14 protein-coding genes are annotated in these 15,102 nt (G+C 70.9%); 7 read left to right on the forward strand and 7 right to left on the reverse strand.

All coding sequences use genetic code 11. From position 1 onward, the window contains the following. The first annotated feature begins 185 nt into the window (after positions 1-185). Positions 186-2,117, forward strand: a complete 1,932-nt coding sequence (locus tag VJS38_RS01380; protein WP_324086363.1) for a glycoside hydrolase family 15 protein — start codon at positions 186-188, stop codon at positions 2,115-2,117. On the opposite strand, the gene VJS38_RS01385 is transcribed toward VJS38_RS01380, so the two are convergent. Together VJS38_RS01385 and VJS38_RS01390 are read right to left on the reverse strand one after the other, a co-directional pair. Continuing rightward, complete coding sequence (locus VJS38_RS01385) at positions 2,005-2,400, reverse strand: helix-turn-helix transcriptional regulator (protein WP_324086364.1); 396 nt, start codon at positions 2,398-2,400, stop codon at positions 2,005-2,007. The genes VJS38_RS01380 and VJS38_RS01385 overlap by 113 nt on opposite strands. Positions 2,401-2,523: 123 nt before the next feature. Further along, positions 2,524-2,856, reverse strand: a complete 333-nt coding sequence (locus tag VJS38_RS01390) for a hypothetical protein (protein ID WP_324086365.1) — start codon at positions 2,854-2,856, stop codon at positions 2,524-2,526. A 238-nt stretch (positions 2,857-3,094) separates the two neighbouring features. On the opposite strand from VJS38_RS01390, the gene VJS38_RS01395 reads away from it, so the two are divergent. Then, positions 3,095-3,580: a helix-turn-helix transcriptional regulator gene (locus VJS38_RS01395; protein ID WP_324086366.1), complete on the forward strand. Its 486-nt coding sequence runs from the start codon at positions 3,095-3,097 to the stop codon at positions 3,578-3,580. Between the two features lie 25 nt (positions 3,581-3,605). On the opposite strand, the gene VJS38_RS01400 is transcribed toward VJS38_RS01395, so the two are convergent. Then, on the reverse strand, positions 3,606-3,818 hold the full coding sequence (locus VJS38_RS01400; RefSeq protein ID WP_324086367.1) for a hypothetical protein: 213 nt from the start codon (positions 3,816-3,818) through the stop codon (positions 3,606-3,608). A 182-nt stretch (positions 3,819-4,000) separates the two neighbouring features. Here VJS38_RS01400 and VJS38_RS01405 point away from each other — a divergent pair, with 182 nt between their 5' ends. Next, positions 4,001-4,882 (forward strand): hypothetical protein, encoded by an 882-nt coding sequence (locus VJS38_RS01405; RefSeq protein ID WP_324086368.1) that lies wholly within the window; start codon positions 4,001-4,003, stop codon positions 4,880-4,882. A gap of 1 nt (position 4,883) precedes the next feature. Here VJS38_RS01405 and VJS38_RS01410 read toward each other — a convergent pair whose 3' ends face one another. Continuing rightward, positions 4,884-6,113 carry an ATP-binding protein gene (locus VJS38_RS01410; protein ID WP_324086369.1) on the reverse strand — a complete coding sequence of 410 codons (1,230 nt, stop codon included), beginning with the start codon at positions 6,111-6,113 and terminating at the stop codon, positions 4,884-4,886. A gap of 135 nt (positions 6,114-6,248) precedes the next feature. Continuing rightward, entirely contained in the window at positions 6,249-7,526 is a 1,278-nt protein-coding gene (locus tag VJS38_RS01415; protein WP_324086370.1) for a divalent metal cation transporter, read from the reverse strand. Between the two features lie 187 nt (positions 7,527-7,713). On the opposite strand from VJS38_RS01415, the gene VJS38_RS01420 reads away from it, so the two are divergent. Together VJS38_RS01420 and VJS38_RS01425 are read left to right on the forward strand one after the other, a co-directional pair. Next, complete coding sequence (locus VJS38_RS01420) at positions 7,714-10,251, forward strand: circularly permuted type 2 ATP-grasp protein (protein ID WP_324086371.1); 2,538 nt, start codon at positions 7,714-7,716, stop codon at positions 10,249-10,251. Continuing rightward, complete coding sequence (locus tag VJS38_RS01425; RefSeq protein ID WP_324086372.1) at positions 10,248-11,168, forward strand: transglutaminase family protein; 921 nt, start codon at positions 10,248-10,250, stop codon at positions 11,166-11,168. The genes VJS38_RS01420 and VJS38_RS01425 overlap by 4 nt, the downstream gene beginning before the upstream one ends. A 331-nt stretch (positions 11,169-11,499) precedes the next feature. Here the strand turns inward: VJS38_RS01425 and VJS38_RS01430 are convergent, their stop codons facing one another. Both VJS38_RS01430 and VJS38_RS01435 read right to left on the reverse strand, forming a co-directional pair. Then, positions 11,500-13,155: an isovaleryl-CoA dehydrogenase gene (locus VJS38_RS01430; protein ID WP_324086373.1), complete on the reverse strand. Its 1,656-nt coding sequence runs from the start codon at positions 13,153-13,155 to the stop codon at positions 11,500-11,502. Positions 13,156-13,241: 86 nt separating this feature from the next. Next, the gene (locus VJS38_RS01435) at positions 13,242-13,688 is read right to left on the reverse strand and encodes a hypothetical protein (protein ID WP_324086374.1); all 447 of its coding nucleotides are present in this window, start codon (positions 13,686-13,688) and stop codon (positions 13,242-13,244) included. A gap of 214 nt (positions 13,689-13,902) precedes the next feature. Here VJS38_RS01435 and VJS38_RS01440 point away from each other — a divergent pair, with 214 nt between their 5' ends. Both VJS38_RS01440 and VJS38_RS01445 read left to right on the forward strand, forming a co-directional pair. Continuing rightward, the gene (locus tag VJS38_RS01440) at positions 13,903-14,631 is read left to right on the forward strand and encodes a methyl-accepting chemotaxis protein (RefSeq protein WP_324086375.1); all 729 of its coding nucleotides are present in this window, start codon (positions 13,903-13,905) and stop codon (positions 14,629-14,631) included. 187 nt (positions 14,632-14,818) lie between these two features. Further along, a partial coding sequence (locus VJS38_RS01445) for a leucine zipper domain-containing protein (RefSeq protein WP_324086376.1) occupies positions 14,819-15,102 on the forward strand: 284 nt, incomplete at its 3' end.

The raw sequence follows: 15,102 nt of genomic DNA on the forward strand, positions 1-15,102 counted from the left end.
CGGGGTGGAGCAGCCCGGTAGCTCGTCAGGCTCATAACCTGAAGGTCACAGGTTCAAATCCTGTCCCCGCACCCAAGTTCGAAAAACGGCCGCCCCGCAAACGCTGGGCGGCCGTTCGCGTCTCCATCCAAGCCGCGAACCGCCGGCCCGGAACCGTCGCCGCAGCCGCGAATTCCGCACCGGTCATGCCTGGCCGGATCGAGGACTACGCCCTGATCGGCGACTGCCGGACCGCGGCCCTGGTCTCGCGCGGGGGCTCGATCGACTGGCTGTGCTGGCCGAGGTTCGATTCCGACGCCTGTTTCGCCGCGTTGCTGGGCGAGGAGGCCCACGGCTGCTGGCGGATCGCGCCGGCCGATCCCGAGGTCCGCATCCGCCGGCGCTATCTTCCGGACACCCTGATCCTGGAGACCACCTTCGAGACCGCGACTGGAACCGTTGCGGTGATCGACTTCATGCCGCCCCGCGGACGCGCCTCGCACCTGGTGCGGCTGGTGGTCGGCCGCTCGGGCAAGGTCGACATGCGGATGCGGCTGATCCTGCGCTTCGGCTATGGCGTGACCGTCCCCTGGGTCACGCGCCGCCGCGACGGCGCCCTGCGGGCCATCGCCGGCCCGAACATGGCGATCCTGCGCACGCCGGCGCCGCTGCGCGGCGAGGACCTGACGACCGTGTCCGAGTTCACCGTCGAGGCCGGCGGCTCGACGCCGTTCGTCCTCTCCTTCGGCCTGTCCCACGCGCGCGCGCCGCTGCGCATCGACCCGGAGCAGGCGCTGGCCGCGGCGCAGGATTTCTGGACCCGATGGGCGAGGTCGTGCCGGCTCGAGGGGCCGTACGCTCCGGTGATGCGGCGCTCGCTCCTGACCCTGAAGGCCCTGTGCTACGCGCCGACCGGCGGACTTGTCGCCGCGCCGACCACATCCTTGCCCGAGCAGTTCGGCGGGTCGCGGAACTGGGACTACCGCTACTGCTGGATCCGGGACGCGACGCTGACGCTGCTGACCCTGATGAACGCCGGCCACTTCGACGAGGCGAAGGCCTGGGCGCACTGGCTGCGGCGGGCCGTGGCCGGGGCCCCGGGGGAGATGCAGATCATGTACGGCATCGCCGGCGAGCGCCGGCTGCTGGAGTGGTCGGCCGACTGGCTGCCCGGCTACGAGGCCGCCGCGCCGGTCCGGATCGGCAACGCCGCCCACGAGCAGTTCCAGCTCGACGTCTATGGAGAGCTGATGGACGCCTTCCATCACGCCCGCGACGCCGGCCTCGTCGGCCAGGCCACCTGGGCGGTGCAACGCGAGATCATCGCGCAGATCGCCAGGGTCTGGCGTCTGCCGGACTGCGGCATCTGGGAGGTGCGCGGCCGCCCGCGCCACTTCACCTTCTCGAAGGTCATGGCCTGGGTGGCGATGGACCGGGCCGTGAAGGCGGTCGAAGTCCACGGCCGGGAGGGGCCCGTGAAGGCCTGGCGCCAGCTGTGCGACGAGATCCGCGCCCAAGTGCTGAAGAACGGGCTGAACCCGGCGACCGGCGGCTTCCAGCGCGCCTACGACGACCCCGGCGCCGACGCCAGCCTGCTGCTGATCGCCGACGTCGGCTTTCTGCCGCCGGACGATGCGCGCATCGCGGCCACCGTCGCGGCGGTCGAGCGCGAGCTTTTGACGGTCGAGGGTCTGGTCCTGCGCTACGACACCCGCAGGGCCGAGGACGGACTGCCCCCGGGCGAGGCGGCCTTCCTCCCCTGCACCCTCTGGCTGGCGAACGCCTACGCCCGCCTCGGGCGCGAGCGGGACGCGCGACGCATGTTCGAGCGCGTGCTCGCGCTCTGCAACGACGTCGGCCTGCTCTCCGAGGCGTACGATCCCCAAAGCCGGCGTCTCGCCGGCAACTTCCCGCAGGCCTTCACCCACGTGGCCCTGCTGACCACGGCGATGAACCTCAGCCATGCGGTGAAGCCCAGCGAGCAGCGGGCTCAGCACCCCGCCGCCGGCGCGGGCCGCGACGGCGTCAGGCAGGCTCGACGACGATGCTCTGCAAAAGGTCGACGAGCAGGCGGCGCGACTCCGGCGTCATCGCCTCGTAGCGCTTCAGGAGGTCGACGGCGCCCGGCAGGGTCATGAGCTTGAGGAACTCGAAGTCCGCCGGCGCGATCTGCGGCTGGTCCAGCGCGCTGGTCAGGTCGGTGACGCGGCAGTCGAGCGCGCGGGCGATCTGCACCAGTCGCGAGAACGAGACCCGGTTTGCGCCGTTCTCGTATTTCTGCACCTGCTGGAACGAGATTCCGCAAGCGGTTGCGAGCTGTTCTTGCGTGAGGTTCAGCGAACGACGACGCAGGCGGATGGCGTTTCCAAGCGCGCGATCCAGATCGTCGGCCGCTCTAGCGTCTGAAGCTACCTTAGGCATAGGCCAAAGCTGTGAACTTATTGGGGTGGAGACGCAAGTCTCAGAAGTGGTTCCCCGCGTCGGAAAGTCGACATGGGGGCCGATCTTGCGACCGTTACGTGTCCGCGAGGGGCCGGCGCAAGGCTAGGGCGCGGCGGGGCGGACCTCCAGGCTGCTTTCGTCGAGAATCAGTGCGGCGATACTGATTATCTCGCGCAGCACCATCTCGCCCGGCTTGAGCGCGGCGTAGGTCTTGGTGCGGGCGACCAGCCGGTGCACCAGCTCGGCCTGCAGGTCGCTCGGCGCGAGGTCGACGAGCTGCCGCTCCAGCTCCTCCCACTTGAAGGTCAGACAGGCGTCGCCGCCCTCGCCGACGATGTTCCCGAAGCGACCCTGGAACCGTTCGACATCGGCGCGCAGCTCGAGGGCGCGCGCTAGAAGTGGGTCCTCGGGCGTCGGCGACCGGCCATCGGTCATGGGCTGCTCCCCCTGTCCATTCATCATCCCTAATGCGATCGGACAGCGACGTCTGTCCTGATTGCGTATGTCCACACGAAATATGTACAGCCAGATACAGGGGCGATGGCGGCTGCGTTCTGAATGGCGTGCATCCGGGCAAAGTGCAGGCCGCGGGAAGCAGCTATAGCTTATTGCGCTCGATAGGATCTAGGTTCGGTCCAGGCGGTTTGACGGCGCCGGCGGGGTGGGGGCCTTGATGACCATGCAGATGACGGACGACCAACGCGGGGCGAAGCTGAGCCTGTTGACCGTGCAGGAGCGCGAGTGCCTGCGGCTGGTCGGCCTGCAACTCTCGTCGAAGGAGATCGCCGGCAAGCTCGGAATCTCGAAGGCCTCGGTCGACACCTACTGCAATCGGGCCCGCGCCAAGCTCGGGTCGGCCAGCCGGCGCGACGCCGCCCAGCTGGTCCGCAGCCTGGAGGCCGACATCGCCCGCCCCGCTGTCGAGCCGCCGGCTCCGGCGCATCTGGCCGCCGATCCGCCCGCGGCGCGCATCGCCCTCCTGCCGCCGATCGCCAGCCTCGGCATGCTGGAGCGCTGCGGGCTGATCGTGGGCGGGGCCGCGGCGCTGACGCTCGCCTTCGGCATGCTGCTGAGCGGCCTGCAGAGCCTGAACGATGCGGTGGGCGGCGCCCAGGCCCACGCCCAGGACGCCCAGGTCCGGACGGCGCCCCGCCGCTGAGACGAGGAGCCTGGGCCGACAGGCGCTAAAATGCATCCGCCTCTTCGAGGTCGGGCCCACTTCCGAGCCCCATGCGGCAGACGCAGATCGCGCCGTTCCACGCCTCGACCAGCGGATGCTGGTCGAAGACCGGCGCAAGCTGCCGCAGGAGGTCGGCGCGGCTGGTGAATTCGAGTTCGCGTGAATGGCGCACCTGGCCGCGCCGATCCACGCCGAAGACGAGCGCCGTTTGCACCATGGAACGTCCGCCGATGAGCTGAGACGACACTAGCGCGCTCGCGTGACAGTACTGTTGTCCTGGCGCTTTGCTGGCCGCAGCCGAGGAGAGGCTTCCCGAGCGGTCTGCGTCCGGGTTTGGCCGGATCGCTGCGCCGTCCGGCGGAGCGCAATCTCACCCGCGGCTTTGCGGGAGGCGCGGCCATGACCCTCGCCGAACTTGTCGTCCTGACCCTGAAGTCCAGCGTCGCGCTGATGGTCTTTTCCGTCGGGCTCGGAACCCAGCTGCGGGAACTGACGGCGCTGCTGCGCAGTCCGGCCAAGCTGGTCGGTTCGCTGGTGTCGATGAACCTGGTGATGCTGGCGATCGCGCTGGCGATCGCGCTTCTGCTGCCGCTTCGCCATTCCGTGCAGGTGATGCTGATCGCGCTGGCGCTATCCCCGGTTCCGCCCCTCCTGCCGCGGAAGCTGATGCAGGCCGGCGGCGGCCACGACTATGTGATGGCGCTTTTGTTCTCCGCCTCGGTGTTCGCGATCTTCTGGATCCCGTTCGCGGGCGGCGTGCTCGATCGGATCTTCCCGGCGGACGTGCGCATCCCGGCCGGTCCAGTGATCAAGCTGGTCTCGATGACGGTGCTCGGCCCGACGCTCGCCGGCGTGGTCGTCCGGCGGGCGGCTCCCGGCCTGGCGGCGCGTCTCGAGGCGCCGCTCGGCAAGGTGGCGGGCGTGTTGCTCCTGCTGGGCCTGGCCCTGGTGCTGGCCAAGGCCGCCCCGCTGGTGCTGGCGCAACTCGGCGACGGCACGCTCCTGGCGATCGTCGCCTTCGTCGGCCTGGGCCTGCTGGTCGGCCAAAGGATCGGCGGACCGAGCCCCGGCGACCGCAGCGCGCTGGCGCTGGCGACGGCCTGCCGCCATCCCGGCGTCGCCATGGGTATCGCCCACCTGACCTTCCCCGGCGAGAAGGGGGCGCCGGCGGCCCTGCTGCTCTACCTGATCGTCAGCGCGATCCTGACCGTGCCCTACGTCGCCTGGCGCAGGAGGGTGCTGGCGAAGGACGCCTCGCTCGCCGCCACGCCGGCCGGCTGAGCTAGCCGGTGGCGGCGGCCGTGGCCTGGTCCTGGGCGAAGGCCGCGGCGATGGCGGACAGGAGCTCGCCCGGCTTGATCGGCTTGGCGACGGTGTCGTCCATGCCGGCGGCGCGGTAGTTCGCCTGGTCCTTGGCCGTGGTGTTGGCGGTGATGGCGATGATCGGGATCCATCGCCGCCCGAGCTCGCGCTCGCGCGCCCGGATCTGCCGCGCCGCGCCGATCCCGTCCAGCACCGGCATCTGGATGTCCATCAGGACGAGGTCCCAGTCGCCCGCCTCCCAGGCCTGGACCGCTTCCTGGCCGTTGTTGGCCAGGCTGAGCTCGATCCCGGGATGGTCGAGGAGCGCCTTGAGGACGGCGCGATTGACCGAGTTGTCCTCGGCCGCCAGCACGCGCAGCGGCCGGGTCGCGGGCTCGGGAGCCCCGGCCGAGGCGCGCGGCTCCCGGACCTCGCAGGCGGCGAGCGGCAGGATGACGCTGAACAGGCTGCCCTTGCCGGGCGTGCTCACGACCGAGATCTCGCCGCCCATCGCCTGGCAGAGCCGGTGCGACAGGGCCAGGCCCAGGCCCGCGCCGCCGTGCTGGCGGCTCAGCGAGCCGTCCACCTGGCTGAAGCTGTCGAACACCTCGCCGAGGTGCTCCTGGGCGATGCCGATGCCGGTGTCGCGGACGTCGAAGCGCAGGCCGGCGGCCGGCGCAGGCGTCACGCTCAGGCTAATGTGACCCTTTTCGGTGAACTTCAAGGCGTTGGCGACGAGCGCGCTCAGCACCTGCTGGATACGGTCGGCGTCGCCGCTGACCATCCGCGAAACGCCGTCGTCGATCCGCAGCTCGAAGGCCAGGCCCTTGCGCTGGGCCTCGCCAAGATGCGCCGCATGCACCTTGCGCAGCAGGCCGCGCAGGTCGAACGGCGCCACGTCAAGCTCCAGCTCGCCGGCCTCGATCAAGGAGAACTCGATCAGCGCGTCGACCAGCGAGCGCAGCGTCGCCGCGCTCTGCTGCAGCATCCGCAGGCGCTCGCGCTGGTCGTCGGAAAGCTCGTTCATGGCCATGACCTCGGCCATGCCCAGGACCCCGTTCAGCGGGGTGCGAAGCTCGTGACTGATCAGCGTCATGAAGCGGCGCTCGTCGGAGCTCGCCAGCACGCCGTCGAGCTCAACGTCGGGCGCCGCCCCTCCCTGGGGGGGCGAATGGCCCATCAATGATTTCAGGAAGCGCGGAACGGCCATACGCGATTCATGTTGGCGGGAGTCCAGACTGCATGCGAATGGGCGGGGAACTCCGGTGCATGCCTAGACCATCGGCGCGTATCCATAATGCATCGTTAAGTTACGTGCGTCGCACACCTCAACGCGCCGCCGCGCCTAAACCGCGAAGCTGAGCGCCATCGCGACCACCGAGCCGGCCATGACGGCGGTCGCCAGCCAGCCGAACACGCGCAGCCGCAAGCCGGCCGGGAAAGGGCCCATCTGCGAGCGGCGGCTCGCCACCAGCATCATCGCGGCCATCATCGGCGTGGCCGCGACGCCGTTGATCACCGCGCTCCAGAACAGCGCCTTCATCGGATCGATGGGCGACCAGCCGATCGCGACGCCCAGCAAGGTGGCCACGGCGATGACCACATAGAATCCGACCGCCTCCCAGGGCTTGTAGTCGAGGCCGCACGTCCAGCCGCGGGATTCGCCGATCGCGTAGGCGGCCGAGCCGGCCAGGACCGGCGCCGCGAGGAGGCCGGCGCCGATGATCCCCAGGCTGAACAGGGCGAAGGCGAAGGGACCGGCGACCGGCTTCAGCGCGCTGGCGGCGTCCGCGGCGCTCTGGATGTCGGTCTTGCCGGCCGCGTGCAGGGTCGCGGCCGTCGAGAGGATGATGGCGATGGCGATGAGGTTGGAGGCCGCCATGCCGGCGAAGGTGTCGATCCGGATGCGGCTCAGTTCGCGCCTCGCCTGCCTCGGGGCCTCCTTCAGCGGCTCGGCCTTCGGATCGTCCGCGACCTCCTCGACTTCCTGCGCGCTCTGCCAGAAGAACAGGTAGGGGCTGATCGTGGTGCCGAAGACCGCGACGATCGTCAGGATGGCCTGTCGCGAGGAATTGCCGGCGCTGGGCCAGAAGCCGCGGGCCGCCTCAGCCCAGTCCAGCTTCACCGTGAAGAGCACCGCGACATAGGCCAGGAGGGCCAGGGTCAGCCATTTCAGGATGTCGGCGTAGCGCTTGTAGGGGATGAAGAGCTGGAGGCCGAGGGAGACCAGGGCGAAGGCGATCGTGAAGTAATGTCCGTCCCGGCCGACCACGAGCTCCGCCGCTTCGCCCATGGCCGCCAGGTCGGCGCCGATGTTGATCGTGTTGGCGACGAACAGCAGGGCCACGAGCATGGTCACCGCCCAGCCGGGCATCACGGCGCGCAGGTTGCTGGCCAGGCCGGAGCCCGTGACGCGGCCGATCCGGGCGCTGACGAGCTGGATCGCCGTCATCAGCGGATAGGTCAGGACCAGCGTCCAGAGCAGGCCGAAACCGAACTGGGCGCCGGCCTGGGAATAGGTGGCGATGCCGCTCGGATCGTCGTCCGCCGCGCCCGTCACGAGGCCCGGGCCGAGCTGTTCGAGCAGCGCGATGCTGCGAATTCGCCGCCTGATTCCGGCCATGGACATTCCCGATCTGACTCTCGGCAGATCGCCCAACGCGCAAAACGAAGAACGGTCGAGGCTGAGGGAAACATTCCATGGACGGACGGGTCGGCGGGGGAGCATGGTCACCGTCCCGGCGTCGTGCGCACGCCGCCTGCGGAGGTCAGCGACGAGTTCCCGATGACCCTGAATCTGAGGAGAGCCCGTGTCGGCTGAGCTGACAGCTCAGAAGCCTGCGACGAAGCCGGATCTCGACGCGTCCGCGGCGCGACGCCTGTCCGGCTGGCTGCGCCGCTACAAGCCCCTGCCGGGCATTCCCGACGAGCTGATGGACGCCAGCGGCCGGCCGCGCGACCAGTGGCTGAGCTTCCTGGGCGAGCTCGCGGAATATCGCGAGGACGAGTTCAGGAGCCGGTTCGAGCTCGCCACCCGGCACATCCGCGACACCGGCGTCTCCTACCGCATCTACGGCGAGGAGAACGAGCGCAGCTGGCCCCTGGGCTCGCTGCCGCTGATCCTTGACCACCGCGAGTGGCGGCAGATCGCCGAGGGCGTGGAGCAGCGCGCGCGGCTGATGGAGGCCCTGCTGCGCGACTTCTACGGCGAGGCGAAGCTGGTGGCCGACGGCGCCCTGCCGGCCGCCGCGCTGACCGGCAGCGTCGACTACGTCCGGGCGATGAGCGGCGTCGCCCCGCCGGGCGGCCAGTACCTGCAGCTCTACGCCGCCGACCTCGGCCGAGGGCCCGACGGGCGCTGGTGGGTGCTGGACGACCGCACCCAGGCGCCGTCCGGCGCAGGCTACGCGCTGGAGAACCGGCTGGTGCTCTCGCGCGCCTATCCCAACCTCTACAACGCGATGAACGTGCACCGGCTCGCGCCCTTCTTCGACGCCTTCCGCAAGGGGCTGGCGGCGGCGTCCGGGCGCACCGACCCGCGCATCTGCCTGCTGACGCCAGGGCCCTACAGCGAGACCTATTTCGAGCAGGCGCATCTCGCCCGCTACCTCGGCTTCCTGCTGGTCGAGGGCGACGACCTGGTGGCGCGCGACGGCAAGGCCTATGTCCGCACCATCGCCGGCCTGAAGCGCGCCGACGTGATCCTGCGCCGCGTCGACGCCGACTTCGTCGACCCGCTGGAGCTGAACAGCGGCTCGCAGCTCGGGGTGCCGGGGCTCCTGGAGGCGATCCGCGCCGGCGGCGTGGCGGTCGTCAACATGCCGGGCGCGGGGCTGCTCGAGTCCAACGCGCTCCTGGGATTCCTGCCCAGGCTCTGCCGGCGGGTGCTGGGCGAAGAGCTGAAGATGCCGAACGTCGCCACCTGGTGGTGCGGCCAGCCCCGCGAGCGCGAGATGGTCGAGATGAACCTCGACGACCTGGCGCTGGCGCCGGCCTTCAACCTGCCTGGCGGCGACGGGGCGCTGACCCGGCCGCGGATGGTGGGCGACATGGCGCCGGCCGAACGCGAGAAGGTGCTGGCGAGGTTCGCCGACCGGCCCGGCGATTTCGTCGGCCAGGAGGTGGTCAGGCTCTCGACCATGCCGGTGCTGCACGACGGCCGGCTGGAGCCCGCGCCCTTCGTGCTGCGGGTCTACGCGGCCTGGACGCCCCAGGGCTTCCAGATCATGCCCGGCGGTTTCTGCCGCACCTCCGAGCGCCTCGATGTGCGCGCCATCTCCATGGGCGACGACGTGCGCACCGCCGACGTCTGGGTGATCGACGAGGATCCGGTGGAGAAGGTCACCCTGCTCGCCAGCAAGGACGAGGTGAAGGTGCGCCGGATCCTGGGGACCCTGCCCAGCCGCGCGGCCGACAACCTGTTCTGGCTGGGCCGTTACCTGGAGCGCGCCGAGGCGACCCTCAGGCTGGTGCGCAGCCTCTGCACCAGCCTGATGAACTCGGAGTCGGCCATCCACACCAGCGGCGAGACCCTGGCCGGCTTGCAGCGGCTGCTGATCGATTGGGGCGCGCTGGACGAGGCGGCGCTGGGCGGCCGGGCGCTGGACGCCGCACGCGACGCCCTGCACGACCAGAAGGCCTACGGCTCGGTGATCTACCTGGTGCGCGGCGCGCGCCGCACGGCCTCGACCATGCGCGAGCGGCTCTCCGCCGACTTCTGGACCCAGCTCACCGCCCTGGAGGCCGAGCTCGCGCAGGGGGCCCAGAACCCGCTCTCCGAGGCCGAGGCGCTGCAGCAGGTGGAGAGCGCCCTGCAGATCCTGGCGGCGCTCGCCGGCCTCGCCCAGGAGAACATGAACCGCCTCGCCGGCTGGCGCTTCCTCGACATGGGGCGCAGGCTCGAGCGCGGGATCAACACCTGCCGCTTCGCCCGCACTTTCGCTGCGGACGAGGCCACCACCGACGATCTCGACCTTCTGCTGGACCTGGCCGACAGCCAGATCACCTACCGGGCGCGCTACCTGGTCGGCCTGGCGCGGACGCCGGTGCGCGACATGGTGATCCTCGATCCCTTCAACACCCGCTCGCTGGCCTTCCAGGTGACGACCCTGAAGACCCACCTGGAGACGCTGCCGGCCCTGCAGGACGACGGAATGATGGAGCCGCCGCTCCGCCTGCTGCTGCCGCTCTCCACCGAGCTCGACACCGCCGACGCCGGCGGCCTGACGGCGGACGAGATCCAGGCTTTCGAACACGTCCTGCTGCGCCTCTCCGGCGCCATCGCCGACCGCTTCTTCCAGCAGGGGGCGAACGCGGCGCCCACCGTGAAGCTCGCCGGGCTCGCGTGATCTACACCGTTCGCCATCGCACGACCTACCGCTACGAGGAGGAGGTCTCTTTTGCGCAGTGCGTGCTGCGGCTGACGCCGCGCTCGACGCCGAACCAGACCGTGCTGCGCAGCGCCGTGGTGGTGCAGCCCAAGCCCGCCCAGACCCAGGTCGGCCGCGGCGCCTTCGCAGAGCGCACCCTGCGCGTGCAGATCGACACGCCGCACGAGGTGCTGGAGATCGAAAGCCGGTCCCGCGTCGACGTGCACGTGCCGCCGATCGGCGATCCCGCCCACAGCGAGGCCTGGCAGGACGTCCGGCGAGGCGCCTTCGAGGACCGCGACCTGGGGCCGGAGGGACCCGCCGCCTTCCTCTATCCGACGCAGCGCACGCCCAACGCCGCGGCGATCAGCGACTATGCGCGCCAGAGCTTCGCCCCGGACCGGCCGATCGTGGAGGCGTGCGCCGAGCTGATGCGGCGCATCCGCCGCGACTTCGAATATTCGCCGCAGGCCACCACGGTCTCGACGCCGACGCCCGAGGCCTTCGCGCGCCGCCACGGCGTCTGCCAGGACTTCGCCCACGTCATGATTTCGGGCCTGCGCGGGCTCGGCCTGCCGGCGGCCTACGTGAGCGGCTACCTGCGCACCATCCCCCCGCCCGGCCAGCCGCGACTGGAAGGCGCCGACGCCACCCACGCCTGGGTCCAGGTCTGGTGCGGCCGCGCGCGCGGCTGGATCGGCTTCGACCCGACCAACGCCATCTTCGCCGAGAACGACCACATCATGCTCGCCGTCGGCCGCGACTACGCCGACGTGGCCCCGATCGACGGCGTCATCCTGGCCTCGGGCGTGCAGACCCTGGCGGTGGAGGTCGACGTGATTCCCGACGACGGCGTCCTCCCGCCGACGCTCGCTGCGGCGCTGGTTGGGCGCTGAACCCTTCCCATCTCCGCTCTCCCCGCGAAAGCGGGGATCCAGGCGGCCGCCAAAAATAATCTATGGCCGAGCTGAAACTGCGGGGGACCACGGACGATTGTTGGTCTGGATCTTCAAGCGAAAGCCTGAAGATCGAGGTCGGCGCCTCAACCATAACCTGGGAAGAGACCGATCCAAGGAAGCCCGACGCGCACCCTTGAAAAAGGGCAACGCCGGGCTTCCGTTGTGTTTGCTCCCTCCCTTTGGTCAAATCCGTCATTCCGGACGGCCGGCAAGGCCGATCCGGGACCCAGGGGCCGTGCGCACCGCTCCTGGGTCCGGCTCTCCGAGATCAGCTCGTCGGCGAGGCCCGCTCGAGGATCGCCCGGAAGTCCACGCCCGCGGGCAAGCCGCCGAACGCTCGGCCGGACTCGCCGCCCAGCCGGCTGGCGCAGAACGCGTCGGCGACGGCGGCGGGGGCGAAGCGGACCAGCAGCGCGCCCTGAACCGCCAGCGCCAGCTGCTCGCAGAGCCTGCGCGCGCCCGCCTCGTCCGGCGGCTTGGCGAGCGCATGGAGCGTCTCGTCGATAGCCCGGTCGAGCCGTAAGTCCCCGCCGCGGGCGGGCGCCAGCTCCTCGGCCGCGACCGCCGCCGCCTCCGGCGAGCGGGTCAGCACGCGCAGGACGTCGAGCGCCATGAGGTTGCCCGCGCCCTCCCAGATCGAGTTCAGCGGCGCCTGGCGGTACAGGCGGGGCATCGGGCCCTCCTCGACGAAGCCGTTGCCGCCGATCGCCTCCATCGCCTCGGCCGTGACCGCCGGCGTCCGCTTGCAGATCCAGTATTTGGCGGCGGGCGTCAGCAGCCGGCGCAGCGCCGCCTCCTGCGGGTCGTCCTGGCGGTCGAAGGCGCGCGCCAGCCGCATGGCGAGGGCGGTCGCAGCTTCGGTCTCCAGCGCCAGGTCGGCCAGGACGTTGGCCATCAGCGGCTGGTCGATCAGCTTGCGCTCGAAGGCCGTGCGCTGGCTCGCATGGTGCAGCGCCTGGGCGCTCGCCTGGCGCATCAGGCCGGCGCTGGCCACGGCGCAGTCGAGGCGGGTGTAGGTCGCCATCTCCAGGATCGCGGGCACGCCGCGCCCCTCCTCGCCGACCAGCCTTGCCCACGCGCCCTGAAACTCCACCTCGCTGGAGGCGTTGGCCCGGTCGCCGAGCTTGTCCTTCAGCCGCTGCAGGCGAAGCGCATTCAGCTCCCCGTCCGGCGTCCAGCGGGGGACGAAGAAGCAGGACAGGCCCCCCGCCGCCTGGGCCAGCACCAGGAAGGCGTCGCACATCGGCGCGGAGAAGAACCATTTGTGGCCGACCAGCCGATAGACCCCGTCCTCGCCGGCTACGGGATCGGCGCGGGTGGCGTTGGCGCGCACGTCCGAGCCGCCCTGCTTCTCGGTCATGCCCATGCCGACCAGGGCGCCGGTCTTGCCCGCGGCCGGCGCAAAGTGCGGGTCGTAGCGGCGGGAATAGAGCCTGGGCAGCCACTCCTCGGCGATCGCGGGCGCGCGGGCGAGCACCGGCGCGGCGCCATAGGTCATGGCCAGCGGGCACTGCACGCCGGCCTCCACCTGGCCCAGCATGTAGAAGCCCGCGGCGCGGGCGACGTGGGCGCCCTCCTGCGGCTCCGACCAGGGGCCGGTGTGCAGCCCCTCGGCGACCGCCAGCCGCATCAGGGCGTGCCAGGCGGGATGGAACTCGACCTCGTCGCGCCGGTGGCCGAAGCGGTCGAAGGCGTGCAGGATCGGCGGGTTCCGGTTGGCCTGCACGCCCGCCTCGATCACCTCCGGCGATCCCACGGTCCGGCCGAAGGCGCTCAGCCGCACGTCGGCCCACGCGGCGCCTTCGCGCGCGATCGCCTCGGCCAGCGCCCGGTCCGACCCGAAGAGGCCATAGCCGGTCAGCGGCGTCGGCTGGTTCAGGACCTCGTGCGTCTCGAAGTCCCCGCGCCTGCGAACTCCATCCATCCCAGCCTCCCGCGCCGCCTTTGCCGAGTGTTCAACGGCTGAACCGCGCGGAGGTGACGGACCCCGTCAGACGCGGGGCGATCCGATCAGCGCGGCCCGGTCGTGCCGCTCTGCCCCTGGGAGTTCATCTCTGTGCCGGAGCCGGAGGAGCCGGTCGAGGAGGTTCCGGAGGTGTCGGACGAGCCGCTCGTTCCGGACGAGCTGCTGGTGTGGCCCTTGTGCGTGCGCGACTTGTTCTTCTTGGAGCTGGTCGCCGTGCCCGAGGTGTCGGAGCCGTAGCTGCCGGCCGGCGAGGCGCTGGATCCGGTGCTGGTGGAGTTGCTGGGCGCCGGCGTGGCGTAGCCGCCGGTGCTGCCCGGCGCGGGCCGGCTCATCCCCGATCCGCTGGGCTGGTCCATGCTGCTGCCGGCGGGGCCGCTCATGGTGGAGCCGGACGAAGTCGTGGAGCCGGCGGAGCCGGAGGAGGTCTGCGCGAGGGCGCCGCCGCCGACGGCCAGCGCGCCGACCGCCGCTGCTGTGATGATGAGCTTCATGGGATGTCTCCTGAGGGGGAGAAACATCACAAACCCGTCACGACCCGCCATGTTCCGACTTGGGGACGGCGCGCGGGCCTGCCTCACCGGTGGGCGCCGCTGCCGGAAGGCTGGCCAGAACGGCGCCTGCGCGGGCGTTTCCTTCCTTCCGGAGTCCGCGCAGGCTCGTGCGGCTGGGGCCGGGTGTGCAGCGATGCTCGCCTTGGAGGCGAGATTGCTGAGCGCGAACGACGATGGCCGCGAGGCGGTCGGAGGGGACCAGGCGGCGCTGGGGGCCTTGATCAACATCGCCGGGCGACAGCGCATGCTGGCGCATCGGGTCGCAATGCTGCTCGCCCTGAGCCAGGTTCCGGACGCCGGCGACGTCGGGGAGTTGCGCGAGGCGGCGGCCGAGGCGCTGCGGGCCTTCAGGCACGGCGTCGGCGCGCTGCTCAGGGGCGATCCCGCGCGGGGGCTCGCGCCGCTCAAGTCCCAGCGCGCCCGGGCGTTGCTGGCGAACCCGGGACGCTCCGGGCGCAGCGGCGCCGCCGAGCTCGAGGACTTCGGCTCGCAGGCCGAGGCGTGCCTGGGGCGCCTGGCCGGCGGCGACCCGCGCTGCGCCGGCCAGACGCGGATGCTGGCCGACATGGCCGGCGAGGTGCTGCTGCCGCTCCTGAACGACATCGTCGGCGCCCTCGAGGCCGATCTCGCCGACGCGGTGGCGGCGGAAACGGAACGGGCCGCTGGCGTGCGGGCGATCATGACCGACGCGCTGGACGATATCGAACAGACCGCGAGCCGCATCCGGCTGATCGCCTTCAACGCCCTGATCGAGGCGGCGCGCGCCGGGGACACCGGCCGCGCGTTCTCGGTGATCGCCGAGGAAATCCGGATGCTGGGCGCCCTGACCGGCGAGGAGGCCGCGCGAATGCAGGCGGCCTTCCGCCGGCTGTTCGCGGCCTAGACCATTCGCCGCCGAAGTGGAGGCCGGTTCGGCGCAGGGAATGGTCTAACTTCAGGAACTTATGAGCGTTCGGCGGTTCATTCGAACCGCCGAACGCTCTAGCTGTGAGGTCCCAATAGGTTGTCCACTCGGTCCGGACCGAGGAAGCTGAGGTTGCGAAGCTTCAGTTTTCCAAGGGGGGATCCGAGTGGACGTGCACAAGAATGCCCGACTGACGCCGAGGGGTCGAGGCGAGATGGTCCGGCGTGTGCTGGCGGGAGAGCGGCTGAGCGTTGTTGCCGCGGCCTTCTCCACGACGACCAAGACGGTGACGAAGTGGGTTCAGCGGTTCCGGAGCGAAGGTCTCGGCGGCCTTGAGGACCGGTCCTCAAGGCCGCGCCGGCTGCGCGAGCCGACGCCGCCGGAGACAGTGGAGCGGATCCTCGCGCTGCGTCGCCAGCGCTTCACCGGCCAGCAGATCGCCAAGGAGAC

The organism is Phenylobacterium sp. (assembly GCF_035276905.1).
Taxonomy (GTDB): domain Bacteria; phylum Pseudomonadota; class Alphaproteobacteria; order Caulobacterales; family Caulobacteraceae; genus Phenylobacterium.

What these genes read in the sequence shown, in the direction of transcription:
- VJS38_RS01380 (WP_324086363.1), top strand. Translation starts at nt 186, where the DNA reads ATGCCTGGCCGGATCGAGGACTACGCCCTGATCGGCGACTGCCGGACC.
- VJS38_RS01385 (WP_324086364.1), bottom strand. Translation starts at nt 2,400, where the DNA reads ATGCCTAAGGTAGCTTCAGACGCTAGAGCGGCCGACGATCTGGATCGC.
- VJS38_RS01390 (WP_324086365.1), bottom strand. Translation starts at nt 2,856, where the DNA reads ATGACCGATGGCCGGTCGCCGACGCCCGAGGACCCACTTCTAGCGCGC.
- VJS38_RS01395 (WP_324086366.1), top strand. Translation starts at nt 3,095, where the DNA reads ATGACCATGCAGATGACGGACGACCAACGCGGGGCGAAGCTGAGCCTG.
- VJS38_RS01400 (WP_324086367.1), bottom strand. Translation starts at nt 3,818, where the DNA reads ATGGTGCAAACGGCGCTCGTCTTCGGCGTGGATCGGCGCGGCCAGGTG.
- VJS38_RS01405 (WP_324086368.1), top strand. Translation starts at nt 4,001, where the DNA reads ATGACCCTCGCCGAACTTGTCGTCCTGACCCTGAAGTCCAGCGTCGCG.
- VJS38_RS01410 (WP_324086369.1), bottom strand. Translation starts at nt 6,113, where the DNA reads ATGGCCGTTCCGCGCTTCCTGAAATCATTGATGGGCCATTCGCCCCCC.
- VJS38_RS01415 (WP_324086370.1), bottom strand. Translation starts at nt 7,526, where the DNA reads ATGGCCGGAATCAGGCGGCGAATTCGCAGCATCGCGCTGCTCGAACAG.
- VJS38_RS01430 (WP_324086373.1), bottom strand. Translation starts at nt 13,155, where the DNA reads ATGGATGGAGTTCGCAGGCGCGGGGACTTCGAGACGCACGAGGTCCTG.
- VJS38_RS01435 (WP_324086374.1), bottom strand. Translation starts at nt 13,688, where the DNA reads ATGAAGCTCATCATCACAGCAGCGGCGGTCGGCGCGCTGGCCGTCGGC.